The following is a 15536-nucleotide window of genomic DNA, read 5'->3' as shown; positions in this document are numbered from 1 at the left end:
CCTTCCATATGTTTAAAAAAATACTCATTGCCGAAGATTTTCAAGACACCAACAAGGGTATTGCCAACACTTTGGAAAACAAGCTACAGGCAGAACAGATACAGGAAGAGCTTTATTGCGACAATGCTTTTAATAGAATAAAGGTGGCCTACAATAATGGGGACCCTTTTGATCTTTTGGTAACGGATTTATCCTTTCAAGAAGGTCCGGTAGAAAGAAGGTTGAAGTCTGGCAAAGATTTGATCGGAGCTATTAGACAAGTGGATTCCAACATAAAAATTATTGTCAACAGCATGGTTGACAATCCAATGGAAATAAACTCTCTGTTCAAGGACTATAAAATCAACGGATACGTCTGCAAAGGGCGTAATAGTTTAAATGAACTGGTGATGGCCATACAGGAAACCTTGCAGAACAGAACCTATGTATCTCCTCAAATCAATATAAATACCACTAACCAAGTTCTGGAACTGGATTCCTATGACCTTTTTATTCTTCAAAACCTTTCTGAAGGCCTTACCAAAAAGGAAATTTCTCAGAAATTGAAAGATGAAAAAATAAGCCCCAGTAGCGAGAGTACCATAGATAAAAAAGTAGGTCGGCTTTTTGATAAGTTTGGCGCAAAGAATACCCACCACCTAATTGCCAAATTGGTGAAACTGGGCAAAATATAAATCTCTTTTCAAAGATTTTTTACCGCCTTACAGAAATCCGTAAAGTTTTGAATTCTTATCTCCTTAGGTTTACCCAACAAACCGAAAACAGTAAAGCTTTACAAAATAAGCATTCCTATTAAAAGTAGTGCAATAACAGCATAAGACCGGTCTACCACTAAGAGGATTGGGGGATCCCTTACAATGGTGGACTTGGTCTTTCCTAATAAGTAAGATATAGCATTAGTAACCCATGTTGAACGTACTGGTAGAAATCAATTGGTGGCAGGCCACAATTTTATTAGAAGTACTGGTCATACTTATTATGACAGGTGTTTTAATAGGCGTTCAAAGAAATTTCAGGAAAGACAAGAAAAAATATAATGAGATCAAAAAATGGAAATTAGTTGTTACCACGGAGGAAGCCCTAGACTCTCATGAAATACAAAAGACCTATACATCACTGATCAAGAGGTGCAAACCAGAACGCTATGAACAACCTGCAAAAAAGGCATTGGCCCTTGAGCTGTTTCATGAAGTGTCCATACACCGGGAAAACGAGGCAAAACTAAGTCAACTAAAAAAAAGAATTGAAACCGAGTTAGAGGCGAGATAAAAGAACAGGAAACAGCCCTAATAGTTATTAATTCGCAAAAATGGGAGCGGGCACCAATAAACATAATACCACTGCTATTATAATACCAATAACGATGAGCGTAAGTTTAAATGTAAAATCCTTTTTCTTATTGTGTCTCATACATGCAAGGCTATCAAAGGAATTTTACTAATGGGGCCTAATGTTGTGATAGGAGATTTGGCAAAGCCTAATCTTCGTAAAAATGAAGGCTTACGGTCTAACAGACATATAATACTTTTGGCATGTTCATGACCGTAACCTTTAAGGCTATCAAGAGAGTTTACAAATACTTCCTTAACAGGGGATTTTGAAATACCGTATAGACTAACCTTCAAAGTATCCCTATTCTCTATTTGCTCATCAGTTAGAAAATTTTCATCTCCAACTTGAACAATTTTAAAATCTATATTGGTGTTCCCAAAAATATTGATCAGTTGTACCAACTCCCCTTGCCCCATAGGTTCTGTAAAATTAGAGGCGAATACTATTTTACTCCTCTTAGAGGGTACTACCGTAGACGGCAACACCATTACAGGGCAACTACGAACCTTTTCCAGGATACTTTTGGTTTTGGAATTATAAAAGCTATATAGCCCTTTTTGAATAGCTTGCATGGATACCGCAACAATATCTATTTGAAATTTCGAAACATTCCTGTTAATAGAAGATATTAAGTTGGAGCATTCAGACACAGCCTTGTAAGTATGTCTATTATTCAGGTGGGCACTTGCAAACCTTGCTTTGATACTTAAAATAAGATTTTCCGAAGCCTCTTTGGGTTTTGCAAAGAATGCTTCGTCTTCATGTAATAGTTGAAGGGAATCAAGGCCGGTCATTTTATAACTATAGGTGTGGAGCAAGTAGAACGTACACTCCTGTCTGGCAAAAAGATTTGAAAGGTATTCCAACGCCTTTACAGATTCCTTTAAATGATGCACGGGTACTAAAACCTTCTTACTCATAAGTTCACTTTTTATGTTAGTTAATAATTGACTTGATCTATACTTTTTGGTACGATTGGTCACCCTACCAGCTTGTTCCTCATTTTAGCAAAGAACTCTTCCTTTAGCATTCTATACTTATCTACGTGGTAGTGATAGCTTTTTCTGTACATTTCATGTTCTTTAATGTAAGCCATATCACATTCCATTTCATCGCACTCCGTTATAGACGACCTTGAATGGGAGTAACGGGTGAGTATTTCCAGAATTCTGGCGTTCTCCTCCTTTTTCTTGTCAAATTTTACAAAAAGATCACTATCCTTTAGCTTACTTCTTATTTCATTTGAACAGATGTCTAATAGGCTTCCTAATTCCTTTTGTACATATTTTAAATTAGTTATCCAGCCTCGTAATTCTAATGAATTTAACTTGTGGGTCACTGTTCTATCGCTATCATGATGATATATTTCCAAATATTCATTTTTCATACCCTTGAATTTAAATGGACACATCCAAGCTATTATAATACGGCTCCTGTTCTACCTGCTTAATTTTTATTTTTTTAAATCCAGACGGAAATTGCCATTCTACCTCATCTCCTGAAGCATACCCAAATAGGGCCGCTCCCATAGGAGTAAGTACCGATATTTTTCCTTCTTTGAAATTTCTTTCAGAGGGCATTACCAATTGAATGGTACGCTCCCACCCCTCAGAAGAGGAGATAGTTACGTTACTATTAAACCGAACAACATCTGAAGGTATCTCATGGTTGTCAATAATTTTTGCATCTGTTAACTCAGCACTTAATTTAATAATGGAAGTTTTTATGCTTTCATCTCCGGTATGTCCCGAAACGTTTAAAAGACGTTTGAGCATCACATATTCTTTCTTCTCTATAATCAGTCTTTCGTATTTCATATGCCGTATTGTTATCGCTTTAAAAAGATAATTTTAACCCTGGAAAATGATGGTTCCTACTAAAAGACAATAGCTATGCCAGTAATACCAGCATCCATTTAATACAAACATAATTTACTATATTACAGTAACTTACATTGTTCCGTAATTGAAAAGAAATTAATAAGAGTGGAACCTAAAGACCCAGCTGGGTATTTTGTATCTTATTTAAATAATGGCACCCTCTGAAACGGAAAACACTGTCTCTCTAGAAATTAATCTACCAGTTTTTTTCTAAGGGTTTTTCTAGTGATGCCCAAAATTTCAGCCGCCTTGGTCTTGTTATTTTCCATACGATTCAACACTTTTTGAATGTATCTCTTTTCCACTTCCTTTAAAGGCATTAAATCCTCATCTGGAAAATCTATTTGATATTTAATAGTGTCCGGTAAATGCCCTAGTCCCAAGCTACCATCTCCCATAATTACCGCTCTCTGTACTACATTCTCTAGTTCCCGGACGTTTCCCGGCCAGCTGTATCTTTTAAGCACTCCCAGGGCTTCATCATCTATTTTGACAAAACCGTTACGGTATTCCATTCCATATTTGAATAAAAAGCGGTCTACCAAAAGTGGAATATCCCCTATCCTTTTTCTTAAGGGTGGCATTTCAATTTCCACAACGGTTAACCTGTAGTACAGATCCTCCCTAAATCTTTTTGCTTCAATTAACTTGGCGAGTTCTTCATTGGTGGCAGCTATGACCCGAACCTCAATCTTTTCAGGTTTTCTAGAGCCTACTTTAACTACTTCCTTTTCCTGCAAAACTCGTAACAATCTGGTCTGTACTGCCAAGGAAGCACTCCCTATTTCATCTAAAAAGAGTGTACCTCCATTGGCTGCCTGAAAATAGCCATCTCTCGTGGTATCCGCTCCGGTAAAAGCTCCTTTTACATAACCGAATAGTTCCGATTCCAATAAATTCTCAGGTATAGCCCCACAATTGACAGGAATGAACGGCGCCCTTGAAAACTTTCCCCCGAAATGTATTCCTTGAGCCACCAGTTCTTTTCCTGTACCACTTTCCCCATTAATTAAAACCGTTGCCTTATTATCCTTAACACGATCCATTAGCTGAAAAACTTTTTTAATCGCATCGGACTTTCCAACAATTTCCTTGTAGGGTTTAGGTTGGTTATAATTCTGTGGTAATGTTCCCCTTTCCTTTTGTTGAACGTTTTCTTCCAAGCCACCAATAGATTTTTCTATGGCCTGCGCCAACTCCTGTTTGGTAAAAGGTTTGGTAAGGTAGTCTGCTACCCCCGATTTAATGGATTGAAGGGAACCCTGAACAGAGGGATATCCCGTAATGACCAACTTTGGTATTTGAGGATAATGTTCAGATACAAATTTGATAAGTTCAAAGCCATCTACATGGGGCATTTTTAAATCTGTAATAAGCAAATCAATTTTTGCATCACGCAGAATAGCTACCGCTTCCTTAACGGAAATGGCCTTGTAACAATGGAGGTTCCATGACAGCAAATGCCTTTGCAACAATTCTAATATACCAATATCATCATCAACTATAAGTACGTTCTCTTTTCGTAATTCCATTACTTAGGTATTTTTACCGTGAAAATCGCTCCACTTTTCTTTCCGTTATCGGCCTCAATAGTTCCTTTATGGCTGGCAACAATACCATGAACCACGCTAAGCCCCAACCCTGAACCTTCACCAATAGGTTTTGTTGTAAAAAAGGGTTCAAAAACTTTATCCAATGCTTTTTCTGACAACCCCGGTCCCTCATCAGAAACTCTTATGGTTATCCCGCTATTGCCATCCAGGACTTCCAACAGGACCAAGCCCTTCTTTGGTGAAAAATAGAGCGCATTGATCATCAGGTTAAAAATGATTTGGGTAAGCTGTATGATATCTGCTTTTAAGCAAATCTTCTCCTTATCCATTACCAACTTATACTTAACTTCCTCTTTTTTAAAGGAATTATCCAAAAGGTCCATTGCTCCTTTAACATGAGGAACAATATTGACCTCGTTCATTTCCTGAGGCATTTCGCAAGCAAAGAACATGAGTTTTTTTACTACCTCCCGTGTAAATATGGAGCTTTGGATGATTCTATCAACGTCTTGGATACCCATATTACAGTCTTGCAAATCTGACTTTAAAAGTTCTGCGTACCCTAAAATATTGGCCAAAGGAGTATTTAATTCATGTGCAATTCCTGCAGTAATTTCCCCTAAAATAGCTAACCTACTTGCCCGTTCCATTTGCCTTCTAAGGGAACGTTCATTTTCCTGTATTTGTAATTTTTCAAGAAGGTTACCCAATTTTAGGGCGATACTATCTAGGAGGGCCTGTTCCTCCACAAGAAAACCTAATTCAAAATCTTGAACGGTTACCTTTATATGCCCCTCCTTCTTGTTAAAAACCAGAATATGGGAGCTTAAGCTACAGTTCCCTATACTTTTACCGGTAATAATTTTCATCCCGGAAACGTTTATAGCGACCTGGGTTTTATTTGGGTGATGGAAGCCTCGTTTTACACTAAAAGCAATGGCTCTTAACACTTCATCTAAATTCTCTTTCGAAGCATTGACTATAAAAGAGGAAACCTCATATAAACAGGTAAGCTCCTTAATTCTTTCCTTTAATGCCTCTTGGGTAATATTCATATGACCTTTCTAAATCGCTGGCTTGAAATATTGCAAAAGAAAGAAGAGCAAGGGCCATGCCTTGAAATCTGAGAAAGAAACATTCATTATATCTCACTGAATTTCAGCAAAATATAACATCTAAAGAAATTGTATAACGGATAGTTTTTACCCGTATGGGTAATATAAGGCCATCTCTAGGCTTTAAAAGCCTTTTTTACCTAAGCGGGTCTATGCCATCTAAGGTGGGTTGGGCTTCATTTATGTTCCCATTGGAGTCAAAAGTTAGCTTATCTATACAAACCTCCCTATTATACCCTGCGGCATCTCCCATTGTAATACCCTTGGGCCTATTAAACCGATGGTATACCAGATACCATTCATCACTATCAGGGACTTGTATTACGGAGTTATGGCCCGTACCATAGATACCTAACTTATCATCTCGTTTAATTACTAAATTATTTTCAGGAATTTCCAAGGGTCCTAAGGGTGATTTTGCCTTTGCGTACCGAACCCTATAATCAGGACTTCTGGTATCATCTTGAGACCATAGAAAATAATAGGTTCCATTTCTATAGATAATTTCTGCACCCTCCCTAAATGTATCGTCTGGAGTTAAGACCTTTACGGTTTCTTTTTTAATGGAAAGCATATCAGGATTTAATTCAGCCACGGCCAAATAACCATTTCCCCAATATAAATAAGGCGTACCAGTCTTGGGATCGATAAAAACATCCGGATCAATTTCTTGGCCACCGGTTATACCGTCAGGCTTAAAATCAATTAAGGCCGAGCCGGAATCCTTAAAGGGCCCCGTAGGTTCATTGCTGTAGGCTACCCCTATTTTCTGGGCTGCAGTGAAGTAATAAAAATATGTATAGTTGCCGTCAATTTTTGTCTCTACCATGGTGGGGGCCCAAGCATTTCTATTGGCCCAAGAAACGTCCTTTTTCAAATCCAAGATAGTTCCCTCATCTTCCCAGTGAACTAGATTCTTGGAGCTAAACGTTTTGAAGTAAGTACCGGACCAACCAGTAAAACCGTCACTTGTAGGGTACAAATAATATTTTTGGTTTTTTTCTGAATAAATAATTTCTGGATCTGCATAATACCCCTTTAAAACGGGATTATTCGCTATTTGGACATTTACCTTATAATTTTCTTCTTTTCCATTTAGGGTATGTAATACATAAGAAACTGGGGATCCACTAAAATCTTGAGCTCCAGCAGGCAGCATTTCCGTACCCGGAAACATTTTAAATTGAGGGTCAAAATTAGAAATGTCTGTACCCTCCTCTACAGGAATGTAAATTTCTTTATCCTTTTTATTGATTTCTAGATTGATGGGCTTGGCCTGTGGGGACCGGACTGACAATATGGACGGTAAATCTTTAGACGGAAAACTATGTAATAGACGTTCTGTCTCTTCTTGGGTAATTGGAAGAACCGTTCCATGACGCGGATGAAAATTCATATAAACTTCTTCATCTACCACTTCAAAATTCTTGAGATCGGCGCTTTTGGTAAATTGATAGGTACCGCTCATGTACATATCATACATTAGAATGTATTCATCACCATCAATTAACTTGAAAACTCCCGACCCTTCAACGGCCTCATCTGTTTGATCAACGTTACCCTCCAACGCCTTATACCCACCGGTCAAACTGTCTGAGATGGCTACTTTTATACCTTTATCCGTGGTACCCTCCGTTTTATAAAAGAGATGATATTTTCCATTATTATAAATGATATCACCATCAATATTGGCCTTTTCATTTGGACTGTAGAAAAGCTGCTCGGGGGCAGCTTCCAAGCCATTAAAATCTGCATTGGCATAGGCATAATATATTTTGTCATAACTCCCCGGTTCCAACATTGAAAAGTAAACCATATACTTGTCTTTCTCCTTGTCATATATGGTCTGGGGAGCCCAAACCCTGTTTACATTCCCAAATTTTTCCGGGTACGCTTCAGGTATATCAATTACGGTAGATGTCCATGAAATCAAATCTTTTGAAGTCAATAGAATCATAGCTGTATTGGTCCAACCATTTTTAGATAGCAAATCCGTCAAAACCATATAATAAGTACCATCCTCACCTCGTAAAATATGGGGATCCCTTACCCCACCGGTCACACTAATTTTATGACTATCCAAAATAGGCATGTTATTATTTAGCGCATAGTAATGATAACCATCTGGACTAATAGCATAATGTACCGCTTCTTCTCCCTCTCCATTACCCACAAAATAGGTAAAGAGATAGTTGGTATATGTTTCATTTGAAGAAAAGCTACAACCGTTAAAAAGAAACAATAGTAAAAGTGAGCAAAGAATTGACTTAGCAAAAGCTCCTTTTTGTGAACTTGGCAGAATGAGGTAAGGATACATAATAAATTGATTAATATAAGCAACCAAATATAAGGTGTTTATTTTACACTTAAAATAAAAAAGCTGTATTTAGCTCATATTAGATACGCCATAGAGTAAGATTTCATAAATTGAGTAAGTGACCTACGCATTTACCCTTCTTTCATCAGTTACTCTCACAGGGAGAAAGGCAGGTCGGTTTTAATATGTAAAGTTTGTCCTGTTATTGGATGCGAGAACTTTATCTGTTGTGCATGTAAACAAAGTCTCTTTTCAGGAGTTCCATATAAATTATCCCCAACAATTGGTGCATGCAATCCTAATTTGTGCGCGCAATGAACCCTTAGTTGGTGGGAACGCCCCGTTATGGGTTTCAACCTTATTAGGGTTCTTAAAGCTGATTCCTCCATTACTTCGTAATGGGTTAAAGCCGGTTTCCCATGCTTATAACTAACCATTTGCATGGGGCGATTGTTAATATCCAAAATAAGGGGAAGCTTGATTACTCCTTTGGATTTATGAATTGGCTTTTCGAGAATTGCCATATAGGTCTTTTGAATACTTCGCTCTAAAAATTGTTGCTGCAGCCGTTTATGGGAAACTTTATTGAGCGCCACAACCATTACCCCGGAAGTGTCCTGATCTAACCTGTGAACAATCATTGGCCCCGTAGCTTTTGGGTAACGCTGTTGCACACGAGTCTGGACCGAGTCTTTGATATATCTGCCGGAAACAGACAACATTCCCGAGGGCTTATTGACTACGACCAAGTGCTCGTCTTCAAATAATACCTCCAAATCTTTACCTTCCCCAAAATTCTCCAATAAGGGATTTGGTTTTACCTGCATGCCTTTTAGCATGTGATCCAAGATGGGTTGACATTTTCTTTTACAGGCCGGATAGAATTTTCCATGCTCCCTAATTTCAGAATTGGGAGATGCCCCCCACCAAAACTCCGCAAGGGCAATAGGAGTCATTGAATGCTTAAATGCATATTGAAACAATTTAGGTGCGGCGCACTCCCCTGCTCCTGCCGGTGGAACCTCAACCCCAAAATCATTGAATACTTCCATAGCGTTCTTTCGTTCCCCTAATTTATTCATGAACACAAAGGATTGGAAAATTACTTCCTGCAACTCCGCGGATTTTTCCCTTCTAAGGACCTTTAACGCGTTAATATGTTTTTCAATCTCCCGAACTACCTCTTTCGCCTTTTCCAATTTAAGGTTTTCAGACCGGATGTACCTCCTTAAATCCATTCCATGGTGTGCACCTTCTAGGTTTAGCTGGTCAAGCTGATTTCTACGCTCATTTTCAGGAAGACCAGCAGCTTCTATTCTTAATTCATCTCGTTTTTCCTTAGCAATCTTAGCCTTTTTTTTAGCCTCGAGAATATTTACCTCCGTTTCTTTGAGAATTTGTTGAAGTTCAATTTTAGCGCTAATGTATCCTTCACTTGATTCCAAGGTATGCACCTCCTTACCTATGGAATTTATTTGTGCCATTTTAGGAAAATTCTCCCCTTTTGGCAGTTGATAAACCGGAGGTACAAAAGGCATAATTTCCAATTCGGCTTGCAACTCCCCGGAATAGGCTGAAAGATATCCAAATGCTCCCTCTTTTGTTTGAACTACCAAAACACCAAGCATTCTACCTTTTGATAGGTTCTCTAGCTCAGGCAATTCCAACTTTAATCTCTTTTGAAGGTCGCGTGCCGCTTCTTGCGCCACAGGCGCGGGCCTATAGAAATGTGGGTATTCGAAACTTTCTGGAATTTGAAAGTCTCTTATTGTTTTGAGATCAACTAATTTGGGCTTTTTTGAATGTGAAAGGGCTGCCAATAACTGACTATTTTAGAATTTGATTTCGAGTCTAAGCTTGATTTTATTAGTCTTGCAAATTTACGACTCTTATTTAGGATTTTAATCGGCCTACATATTCATTACCATTAGATGGAACATTTTGTCTAGAAAAGGGTAGTAATGAAAACCAAAAAAGCCTCAACTTTCGTTGAGGCTTTTGCGGTCTGGACGGGACTCGAATTTTTTGTTGAAATATCCCATTTTTCAAGGTCTCACAGAGGGGCATTTTTGAGAGGAACCGAATTGCTCACCTTTTAACAAATTTTAACCATTTAACATTAAAAACGATAGATTTTGATACGCAATAGGGTTTTGATTTCAATATTAATTACATAAAGTGCTTTCAGTCATAAATTTACATTTTCATGACCGGATAATGGAAGTAGTTCTTTTACACCATTTTGGAAGTATGAAATTGATATATCTGTAGAAAATTCCTACATGAGGAATGTAGGATTGTTCTAGATTTTTATTAGAGATTATAGGTTATCGTAGGGATATAGAATTACAATTTCTTCATTTTCAACCCTTCTAAACTTTAAGGTTTCTTCAAGAAATTTTTCGATTTCCTTGGTTCTAGGGGTATTTTTGGCATCAACAAAGGAATAATCTGGAAATCTATCTTGATGAGCTCTTGCCCAATTTTTAGGAGTAGTTGCATTAATAACACCCGCATTATTAAATAACAAAAAATGTTTTTTATATATACGCATATTGTTCTTTTTGAATATTATTTTTCAAGTATTAATGTGTTCTTAAGAAGGATTTTTGAATCACTATTTTATATGCGCCTAAGCATCCCTATGTCATATTAATCTTGTAATTATCGATTTGGAACTATCAATTAAAGCTTGTTATTTATTGTTGAGTCTTTACTTCAAATTTACTTAATCTTCTTACAGTCAAAACAAAACTATTGGCAAACTGTATAGCTCGAAATTGGCACATGAGCATTAACCCACAGAAAATGGTGCCAAGAACCAATTTACTGCAGATTAGACAAATTATTGTAGCGAAAAGCGTTGTTGTATACAATCCCTTAAATAAATCATTTATTGTATACCAATAATTTGCTGGGCCAAAGGTTCCTTGAACTTGTAGTAGCGCACATGATTCCCAAAAGGCCTCAGGACTATTCCAAGTTTTGTTTTTCTTGTTTTCCTCAATTTCGGAATTAATAACCTTATTTTTGTACATGAAGAGATGAGTTATACTCAATATTAACTCAACAAACTTGAACTTTCTCAAACCCCATTTATCTAAATTAGAGTGAATTACTTTATATGTTTGCAATGACAGGAAACCTATACCATGTAGCAAGTGGCCTACAATATACACCAAAGGAACAGCTAGGATTATAATTAATCCAGAAAACTCTTTAATGAAATTATGTCTTGTGAAGAAATCCTCAGTTATTTTCAGAACTGTCTCAAAGAAAATCAAAGGATACTATGAAAAAAGCTCCTGAAGAAAAATAAACTAAAAAATCTCGAAGCGTAAAATTTGCTGTCATTTCTAGTAAGATTAGTTGTAAGCAGATTGGCACTCAAGGCTGTCAATGAAGATAACAAAACCATCAATTAATCTTAAATAATGTTCAGTCCACTCTTAAAATGAAGCCTTTCAATATCCTAATCTCTTGCCTTGCCGTATAATATAATATCAGATATAATATATCGAAGCTTTTCTTTCAAATCATATTCCAGATTGAGTTCTTCAGCTTTATTACACATTTCAAGGAGTTTTGTAAAGTTGCTAATTTCATTATCAATCCTACGGCTAAAAATATCTGATAGTTTTTTGATGCCATTAAAAGAACTTCGGCTATTGTTCAATTTGAAAAGAATTTTCACCCTAAGTTCATCAGGATTTTTAATTGTTTTAATACTTTTAAGCTCTTGAACAAAATCCTTTGAAGTATTCAAAATGAATCCCATATCATTAAACAAAGGAAAAACGTTTTCAGGCTTTTTACTATGCGGAATAATTAAGGGGTCATTTTCGAAAATGGTGTCACGTCTTGGTATAAGATAAATGCCTTTTTGATTCTTTTGCAAAACCTGTAAAACATTCGTGAAATTCAAAGATCCGTTTCCAAGATCATTGGTGGAAACTTTTATTGCAGTAGACACATATCCAAAAGAGCCCGCCTCATGGGTATATTTTTCTGCAATTATCATATCCAATTTGGATTCATTAAGCGCCGCACTTCTAATTTCATATTCAACACCTTTATTTTGCTTCATGTTCTCATGCAAAACTATCATGGCCACAACAAATGCAAAATCGACTCCATATTCATGATACCGTTGGGTAGAGACTATTCCACGGACAAAGACATTTTCACCATCAGAAAGTAGTCTGTAATTCCTCTCTTTATTGTATTCATCAGAAGTTAAAGCCAAACTTTTGAAAAATTGCACGTTGTAACGAGCTAATTCCGGCTGGCCAATTTTAAAAAGATTATTAGCATACTTGGTCAATACATACTCATCAAGAAAGGAGTTTTTAGCTCCATAAATTGAAATTGCATCCAGCTTGTTACCAACTACTCCATCTTCAACATATTCTTCAAAAAAGAAGACAATCTCATCATCGCCATCTATACTCTTTTCAAAAACATCAATGTGTTTTGTTTGCGCAAGAATGTTAAACCTTTATATTTAGTAAGTATTTTCTTGATTTCACTATAGATTGTATCAACATAATCTATGGTAATGTAATCATCCATGATATGTTCAATGTTCAAACTCTTTATCAGGTCGTTCTTGTATGGATGTTCATCTAATAACCCTAATAGCTTTTCAACCTTGATTCTTCCCGAAGTGTTTTCCGGATAAAGGATAGTGTTTTCTTGGATAAAGTTTTTTTTCATGTCTACTTATTTTTCTTTTCGTACTCCTTTAAAGGGTTTGTCGCTGGATGTTTTACCATCCATAAATCTCCCCGTTTCTGAATCTCGCTTCACCCAAATTCCTGTTTTTGGGTTTTGTACTTGGGAACGATTTTTTACCGCCCCGTGTCTCCTGCCGTCTCCGGACTTTCCATTTGTTGCCATGGCATCAATATTTAAATTAAACAATAGGTCACGTGGGTTTTGGGTCCACACAATCATATGATTAAAGCGTGACAGAATTTTTTTATAACACTTTTGACATATATAGGTGGGTATGGATATAGAATTTCTACTCTTGCAAATAGATGATAAAGATGAAAATCCTAAAGATGCACAATTGGCATTAGGTACCTTGTACGAAGAATTCAGAAGGTTTGTATATAATATCACTGTAAAAAACATTGATTATGTGCGTCAACGCGAAGAAATTGCTACTACCGTGGTAAGTGATGTTTTCAATTATGTTTGGAACAATCCAACTAAATGGTCTTATAACCAAAAGACCCACAAAACCCAAATAGATGGATTTAAAGTATATTTAGCTGTAGTTGCTCGATTAAAGAGACTTGAACAGTTAAGAGGTTTTGCAGAAGTCAGAAAAAATGAAAAACTTAAAGTTGATGATGAGAACAATGATTGGCTTTGGAAATTGGAGGAGGAGGAATATGAAGAATTGGAAACCCAAATGCCTTTAAAAAACAATTTAGTGGACAAGTGCCTAATGGAGTTTAAAGAACGAGACAGGGACATCATAAAAATGTTCTTTTCATACTATGAAGAAGGAAAGAATATGCCTGATTCCATAATTAACCTCATGGAATCACAGTTTGAGACTACTTGGCTTAATATTAGACAAATAATAAGTCGAGCCAAAAAAAAGATAAAAGAAAAGATGGAATTAAAAATAAAGTGAGCATTATGCCATCAAAAAAGAAGGATATAGGAAAATTGTTAAATAAGTACGGTTATTCCATCCCCCAGACTTCTGATGAAATAAAGGCATTTGAAGAGAAGTTTGAAAAGGAATATGAATCACCTGCAAAATGGCCAGACATAAAGGATATTATTGCGTATAAATCCAATAAGGTTATTGACATTAAAAAGGATTCACCGTTAGATGCATCGGGTAATCTTGCTATGGCAGCAAGGGACGGTAAGAAAATCACAAAGGAAGTCCGGGAAAGGATGAATAAAGACCGTAATGCAGCAGAGAACGAATGAATTTTTAACAAGAGATGATGTAATAAATATCAATGAGCTGGCAAGCAGTATATCTGATTATTATTTCCCTGAGAGCCATATTGATCCAAGTGTAATCGCAACAAAAAACCAAATAACTTTTAGTTATGGTAACTATGATGATTCTTATGATGGCTTACTGGAACACTTTAATGGAAAATTTCACATCTACATTAATATTGATAAACTGGGTCACGCTTATTCTAAGAGATCAAGATTTACTTTCGGACATGAACTTGGACACTATTTCATAGATAGCCATAGGGTTGCGCTTACATCAGGCAAGTCACCAAGCCATGGTTCATTTACAGGTTTCGTTAGCAAGAACCGAGCAGAAAGGCAAGCCGATTATTTTTCTTCATGTCTATTGATGCCTGAAAATCGATTTAAATCCTTTTATTACAGTAAAAAATTTCAGTTCAGAATAATAGAAGAACTTGCAAGTAAATTTGGAACAAGTTTGTCAGCTACGGCTTTAAGGTTCTGTGCGATTGGAAATCATCCAATTTTAGTAGTCTGTGGTTTCAAAGGAAAAGTAAAGTGGTATTGGAGTTCATATGATTTTAGGTACAAATGGTTAAAATATGGGAAGGATAAAATCCCAGAAGATACAGTGGCGGGAGAATACTTTGAACTAGGCAGGTCACCAAAAACTACTGAAGAAGTTTTTGCCATGGACTGGTTTAATATAAAGTCTGAGGAACAGGCAATAGAGAAGTTTTATGAGCATGCTCGATGTGTTGGAGATTATACCCTAAGCATCATATGGGAAGAATAAATGACATTGAATATTAATGGCTTAGAAATTGATCAATCTTCAAATCAAGCCATGATGACAACTCATTCAAATCATTTTATTCATTTATTTGAGCCGAATAGAAGTTTTAATCGGCTCACATTTCCTGTAAAAATAAATAAGCGAACGAAACGAAGTGAAGTGCTGCAAGCCCAAATCTTACCGAAACTAATTTACTGAGCGAGGCGGAATTATTTTTTATCGAGAAGTTTTTCTAGATAAGCAACCTTATCCTTTTCCGCTTGAACAAGACGTTCATAAAGTTTTTTGTTCTCCTCATGAGCATCCATCAATTTATCCAGTGGATTGAATGTACAGTGTGTATTAAAAGCACTGCTGTCGTGAAAGCTATTGAAATAATTGAAAATTGACTCTTCATTGAATTGTTGGATTCCCTCTTTGGTGACTCCCAAAGCCTTGGCTATCTCTCCCAACTTCGAATCCTCCACCTTTTCGCTGTTCTCGATATTGGATACCGCCTGTTGGCTGATGCCCAACTGTTCGGCCAAGGTTTCCTGCTTCATTCCCCTTAGCTCTCTGATCCTGCTGATCTTCCTTCCGATATGG

At 36.7% G+C, this 15536-nt stretch carries 18 protein-coding genes; 6 read left to right on the top strand and 12 right to left on the bottom strand.

Annotated elements, in window-relative coordinates; all coding sequences use genetic code 11:
- The first annotated feature begins 8 nt into the window (after positions 1–8).
- Both BIZ36_RS12335 and BIZ36_RS12330 read left to right on the top strand, forming a co-directional pair.
- Positions 9–674: a DNA-binding response regulator gene (locus BIZ36_RS12335; RefSeq protein ID WP_187458218.1), complete on the top strand. Its 666-nt coding sequence runs from the start codon at positions 9–11 to the stop codon at positions 672–674.
- Between the two features lie 232 nt (positions 675–906).
- Positions 907–1269, top strand: coding sequence for a hypothetical protein (locus BIZ36_RS12330; protein ID WP_187458217.1), 363 nt, complete (start codon positions 907–909; stop codon positions 1267–1269).
- A gap of 137 nt (positions 1270–1406) precedes the next feature.
- Here the strand turns inward: BIZ36_RS12330 and BIZ36_RS12325 are convergent, their stop codons facing one another.
- From BIZ36_RS12325 to BIZ36_RS21140, 7 genes are all read right to left on the bottom strand, one after another.
- Complete coding sequence (locus BIZ36_RS12325; RefSeq protein WP_187458216.1) at positions 1407–2252, bottom strand: putative universal stress family protein; 846 nt, start codon at positions 2250–2252, stop codon at positions 1407–1409.
- A gap of 59 nt (positions 2253–2311) precedes the next feature.
- Entirely contained in the window at positions 2312–2719 is a 408-nt protein-coding gene (locus BIZ36_RS12320; protein WP_187458215.1) for a hypothetical protein, read from the bottom strand.
- Between the two features lie 10 nt (positions 2720–2729).
- A complete protein-coding gene (locus BIZ36_RS12315; protein ID WP_187458214.1) occupies positions 2730–3149 on the bottom strand; it encodes a GreA/GreB family elongation factor in 420 nt (139 codons plus the stop codon).
- Positions 3150–3403: 254 nt separating this feature from the next.
- A complete protein-coding gene (locus BIZ36_RS12310; RefSeq protein ID WP_187458213.1) occupies positions 3404–4744 on the bottom strand; it encodes a sigma-54-dependent transcriptional regulator in 1341 nt (446 codons plus the stop codon).
- Entirely contained in the window at positions 4744–5820 is a 1077-nt protein-coding gene (locus BIZ36_RS12305) for a sensor histidine kinase (protein ID WP_187458212.1), read from the bottom strand. The genes BIZ36_RS12310 and BIZ36_RS12305 overlap by 1 nt, the downstream gene beginning before the upstream one ends.
- 196 nt (positions 5821–6016) lie before the next feature.
- Positions 6017–8197, bottom strand: a complete 2181-nt coding sequence (locus tag BIZ36_RS12300) for a glycoside hydrolase family 43 protein (RefSeq protein WP_187458211.1) — start codon at positions 8195–8197, stop codon at positions 6017–6019.
- A 155-nt stretch (positions 8198–8352) separates the two neighbouring features.
- Positions 8353–10017, bottom strand: coding sequence for an RluA family pseudouridine synthase (locus tag BIZ36_RS21140; RefSeq protein WP_187458210.1), 1665 nt, complete (start codon positions 10015–10017; stop codon positions 8353–8355).
- 141 nt (positions 10018–10158) lie between these two features.
- Here BIZ36_RS21140 and BIZ36_RS12290 point away from each other — a divergent pair, with 141 nt between their 5' ends.
- Positions 10159–10296 carry a hypothetical protein gene (locus tag BIZ36_RS12290; protein ID WP_187458209.1) on the top strand — a complete coding sequence of 46 codons (138 nt, stop codon included), beginning with the start codon at positions 10159–10161 and terminating at the stop codon, positions 10294–10296.
- Positions 10297–10517: 221 nt separating this feature from the next.
- Here BIZ36_RS12290 and BIZ36_RS12285 read toward each other — a convergent pair whose 3' ends face one another.
- The 4 genes from BIZ36_RS12285 to BIZ36_RS12270 all read right to left on the bottom strand — a co-directional run bounded on the left by BIZ36_RS12285 (position 10518) and on the right by BIZ36_RS12270 (position 13153).
- Complete coding sequence (locus tag BIZ36_RS12285) at positions 10518–10751, bottom strand: hypothetical protein (RefSeq protein WP_187458208.1); 234 nt, start codon at positions 10749–10751, stop codon at positions 10518–10520.
- A 918-nt stretch (positions 10752–11669) separates the two neighbouring features.
- Complete coding sequence (locus BIZ36_RS12280) at positions 11670–12521, bottom strand: hypothetical protein (protein ID WP_187458207.1); 852 nt, start codon at positions 12519–12521, stop codon at positions 11670–11672.
- 119 nt (positions 12522–12640) lie between these two features.
- Complete coding sequence (locus BIZ36_RS12275; protein ID WP_187458206.1) at positions 12641–12913, bottom strand: hypothetical protein; 273 nt, start codon at positions 12911–12913, stop codon at positions 12641–12643.
- Between the two features lie 6 nt (positions 12914–12919).
- Entirely contained in the window at positions 12920–13153 is a 234-nt protein-coding gene (locus tag BIZ36_RS12270; RefSeq protein WP_187458314.1) for a hypothetical protein, read from the bottom strand.
- Between the two features lie 55 nt (positions 13154–13208).
- Here BIZ36_RS12270 and BIZ36_RS12265 point away from each other — a divergent pair, with 55 nt between their 5' ends.
- Genes BIZ36_RS12265 through BIZ36_RS12255 form a run of 3 tightly spaced genes read left to right on the top strand, consistent with a single transcriptional unit; the run spans position 13209 to position 14951 of the window.
- Positions 13209–13847 (top strand): sigma-70 RNA polymerase sigma factor region 4 domain-containing protein, encoded by a 639-nt coding sequence (locus tag BIZ36_RS12265; protein ID WP_187458205.1) that lies wholly within the window; start codon positions 13209–13211, stop codon positions 13845–13847.
- A gap of 5 nt (positions 13848–13852) precedes the next feature.
- Positions 13853–14155 (top strand): hypothetical protein, encoded by a 303-nt coding sequence (locus tag BIZ36_RS12260; RefSeq protein ID WP_187458204.1) that lies wholly within the window; start codon positions 13853–13855, stop codon positions 14153–14155.
- Complete coding sequence (locus BIZ36_RS12255; RefSeq protein ID WP_187458203.1) at positions 14136–14951, top strand: ImmA/IrrE family metallo-endopeptidase; 816 nt, start codon at positions 14136–14138, stop codon at positions 14949–14951. Before BIZ36_RS12260 ends, BIZ36_RS12255 begins: the two co-directional genes overlap by 20 nt.
- 209 nt (positions 14952–15160) lie before the next feature.
- Here BIZ36_RS12255 and BIZ36_RS12250 read toward each other — a convergent pair.
- A partial coding sequence (locus BIZ36_RS12250; RefSeq protein WP_187458202.1) for a helix-turn-helix domain-containing protein occupies positions 15161–15536 on the bottom strand: 376 nt, incomplete at its 5' end.

The sequence above is a fragment of the Cytophaga sp. FL35 genome (genome assembly GCF_014349235.1).
In the GTDB taxonomy this organism is placed as follows: domain Bacteria; phylum Bacteroidota; class Bacteroidia; order Flavobacteriales; family Flavobacteriaceae; genus Euzebyella.
Note: the sequence above shows the minus strand (reverse complement) of the source record. Positions and strands in the feature narration are given on the sequence as shown.

Coding starts and splice junctions, on each gene's coding strand:
- BIZ36_RS12335 (WP_187458218.1), top strand. CDS start 9: ATGTTTAAAAAAATACTCATTGCCGAAGATTTTCAAGACACCAACAAG.
- BIZ36_RS12330 (WP_187458217.1), top strand. CDS start 907: ATGTTGAACGTACTGGTAGAAATCAATTGGTGGCAGGCCACAATTTTA.
- BIZ36_RS12325 (WP_187458216.1), bottom strand. CDS start 2,252: ATGAGTAAGAAGGTTTTAGTACCCGTGCATCATTTAAAGGAATCTGTA.
- BIZ36_RS12320 (WP_187458215.1), bottom strand. CDS start 2,719: ATGAAAAATGAATATTTGGAAATATATCATCATGATAGCGATAGAACA.
- BIZ36_RS12315 (WP_187458214.1), bottom strand. CDS start 3,149: ATGAAATACGAAAGACTGATTATAGAGAAGAAAGAATATGTGATGCTC.
- BIZ36_RS12310 (WP_187458213.1), bottom strand. CDS start 4,744: ATGGAATTACGAAAAGAGAACGTACTTATAGTTGATGATGATATTGGT.
- BIZ36_RS12305 (WP_187458212.1), bottom strand. CDS start 5,820: ATGAATATTACCCAAGAGGCATTAAAGGAAAGAATTAAGGAGCTTACC.
- BIZ36_RS12300 (WP_187458211.1), bottom strand. CDS start 8,197: ATGTATCCTTACCTCATTCTGCCAAGTTCACAAAAAGGAGCTTTTGCT.
- BIZ36_RS12290 (WP_187458209.1), top strand. CDS start 10,159: ATGAAAACCAAAAAAGCCTCAACTTTCGTTGAGGCTTTTGCGGTCTGG.
- BIZ36_RS12285 (WP_187458208.1), bottom strand. CDS start 10,751: ATGCGTATATATAAAAAACATTTTTTGTTATTTAATAATGCGGGTGTT.
- BIZ36_RS12275 (WP_187458206.1), bottom strand. CDS start 12,913: ATGAAAAAAAACTTTATCCAAGAAAACACTATCCTTTATCCGGAAAAC.
- BIZ36_RS12270 (WP_187458314.1), bottom strand. CDS start 13,153: ATGATTGTGTGGACCCAAAACCCACGTGACCTATTGTTTAATTTAAAT.
- BIZ36_RS12265 (WP_187458205.1), top strand. CDS start 13,209: ATGGATATAGAATTTCTACTCTTGCAAATAGATGATAAAGATGAAAAT.
- BIZ36_RS12260 (WP_187458204.1), top strand. CDS start 13,853: ATGCCATCAAAAAAGAAGGATATAGGAAAATTGTTAAATAAGTACGGT.
- BIZ36_RS12255 (WP_187458203.1), top strand. CDS start 14,136: ATGCAGCAGAGAACGAATGAATTTTTAACAAGAGATGATGTAATAAAT.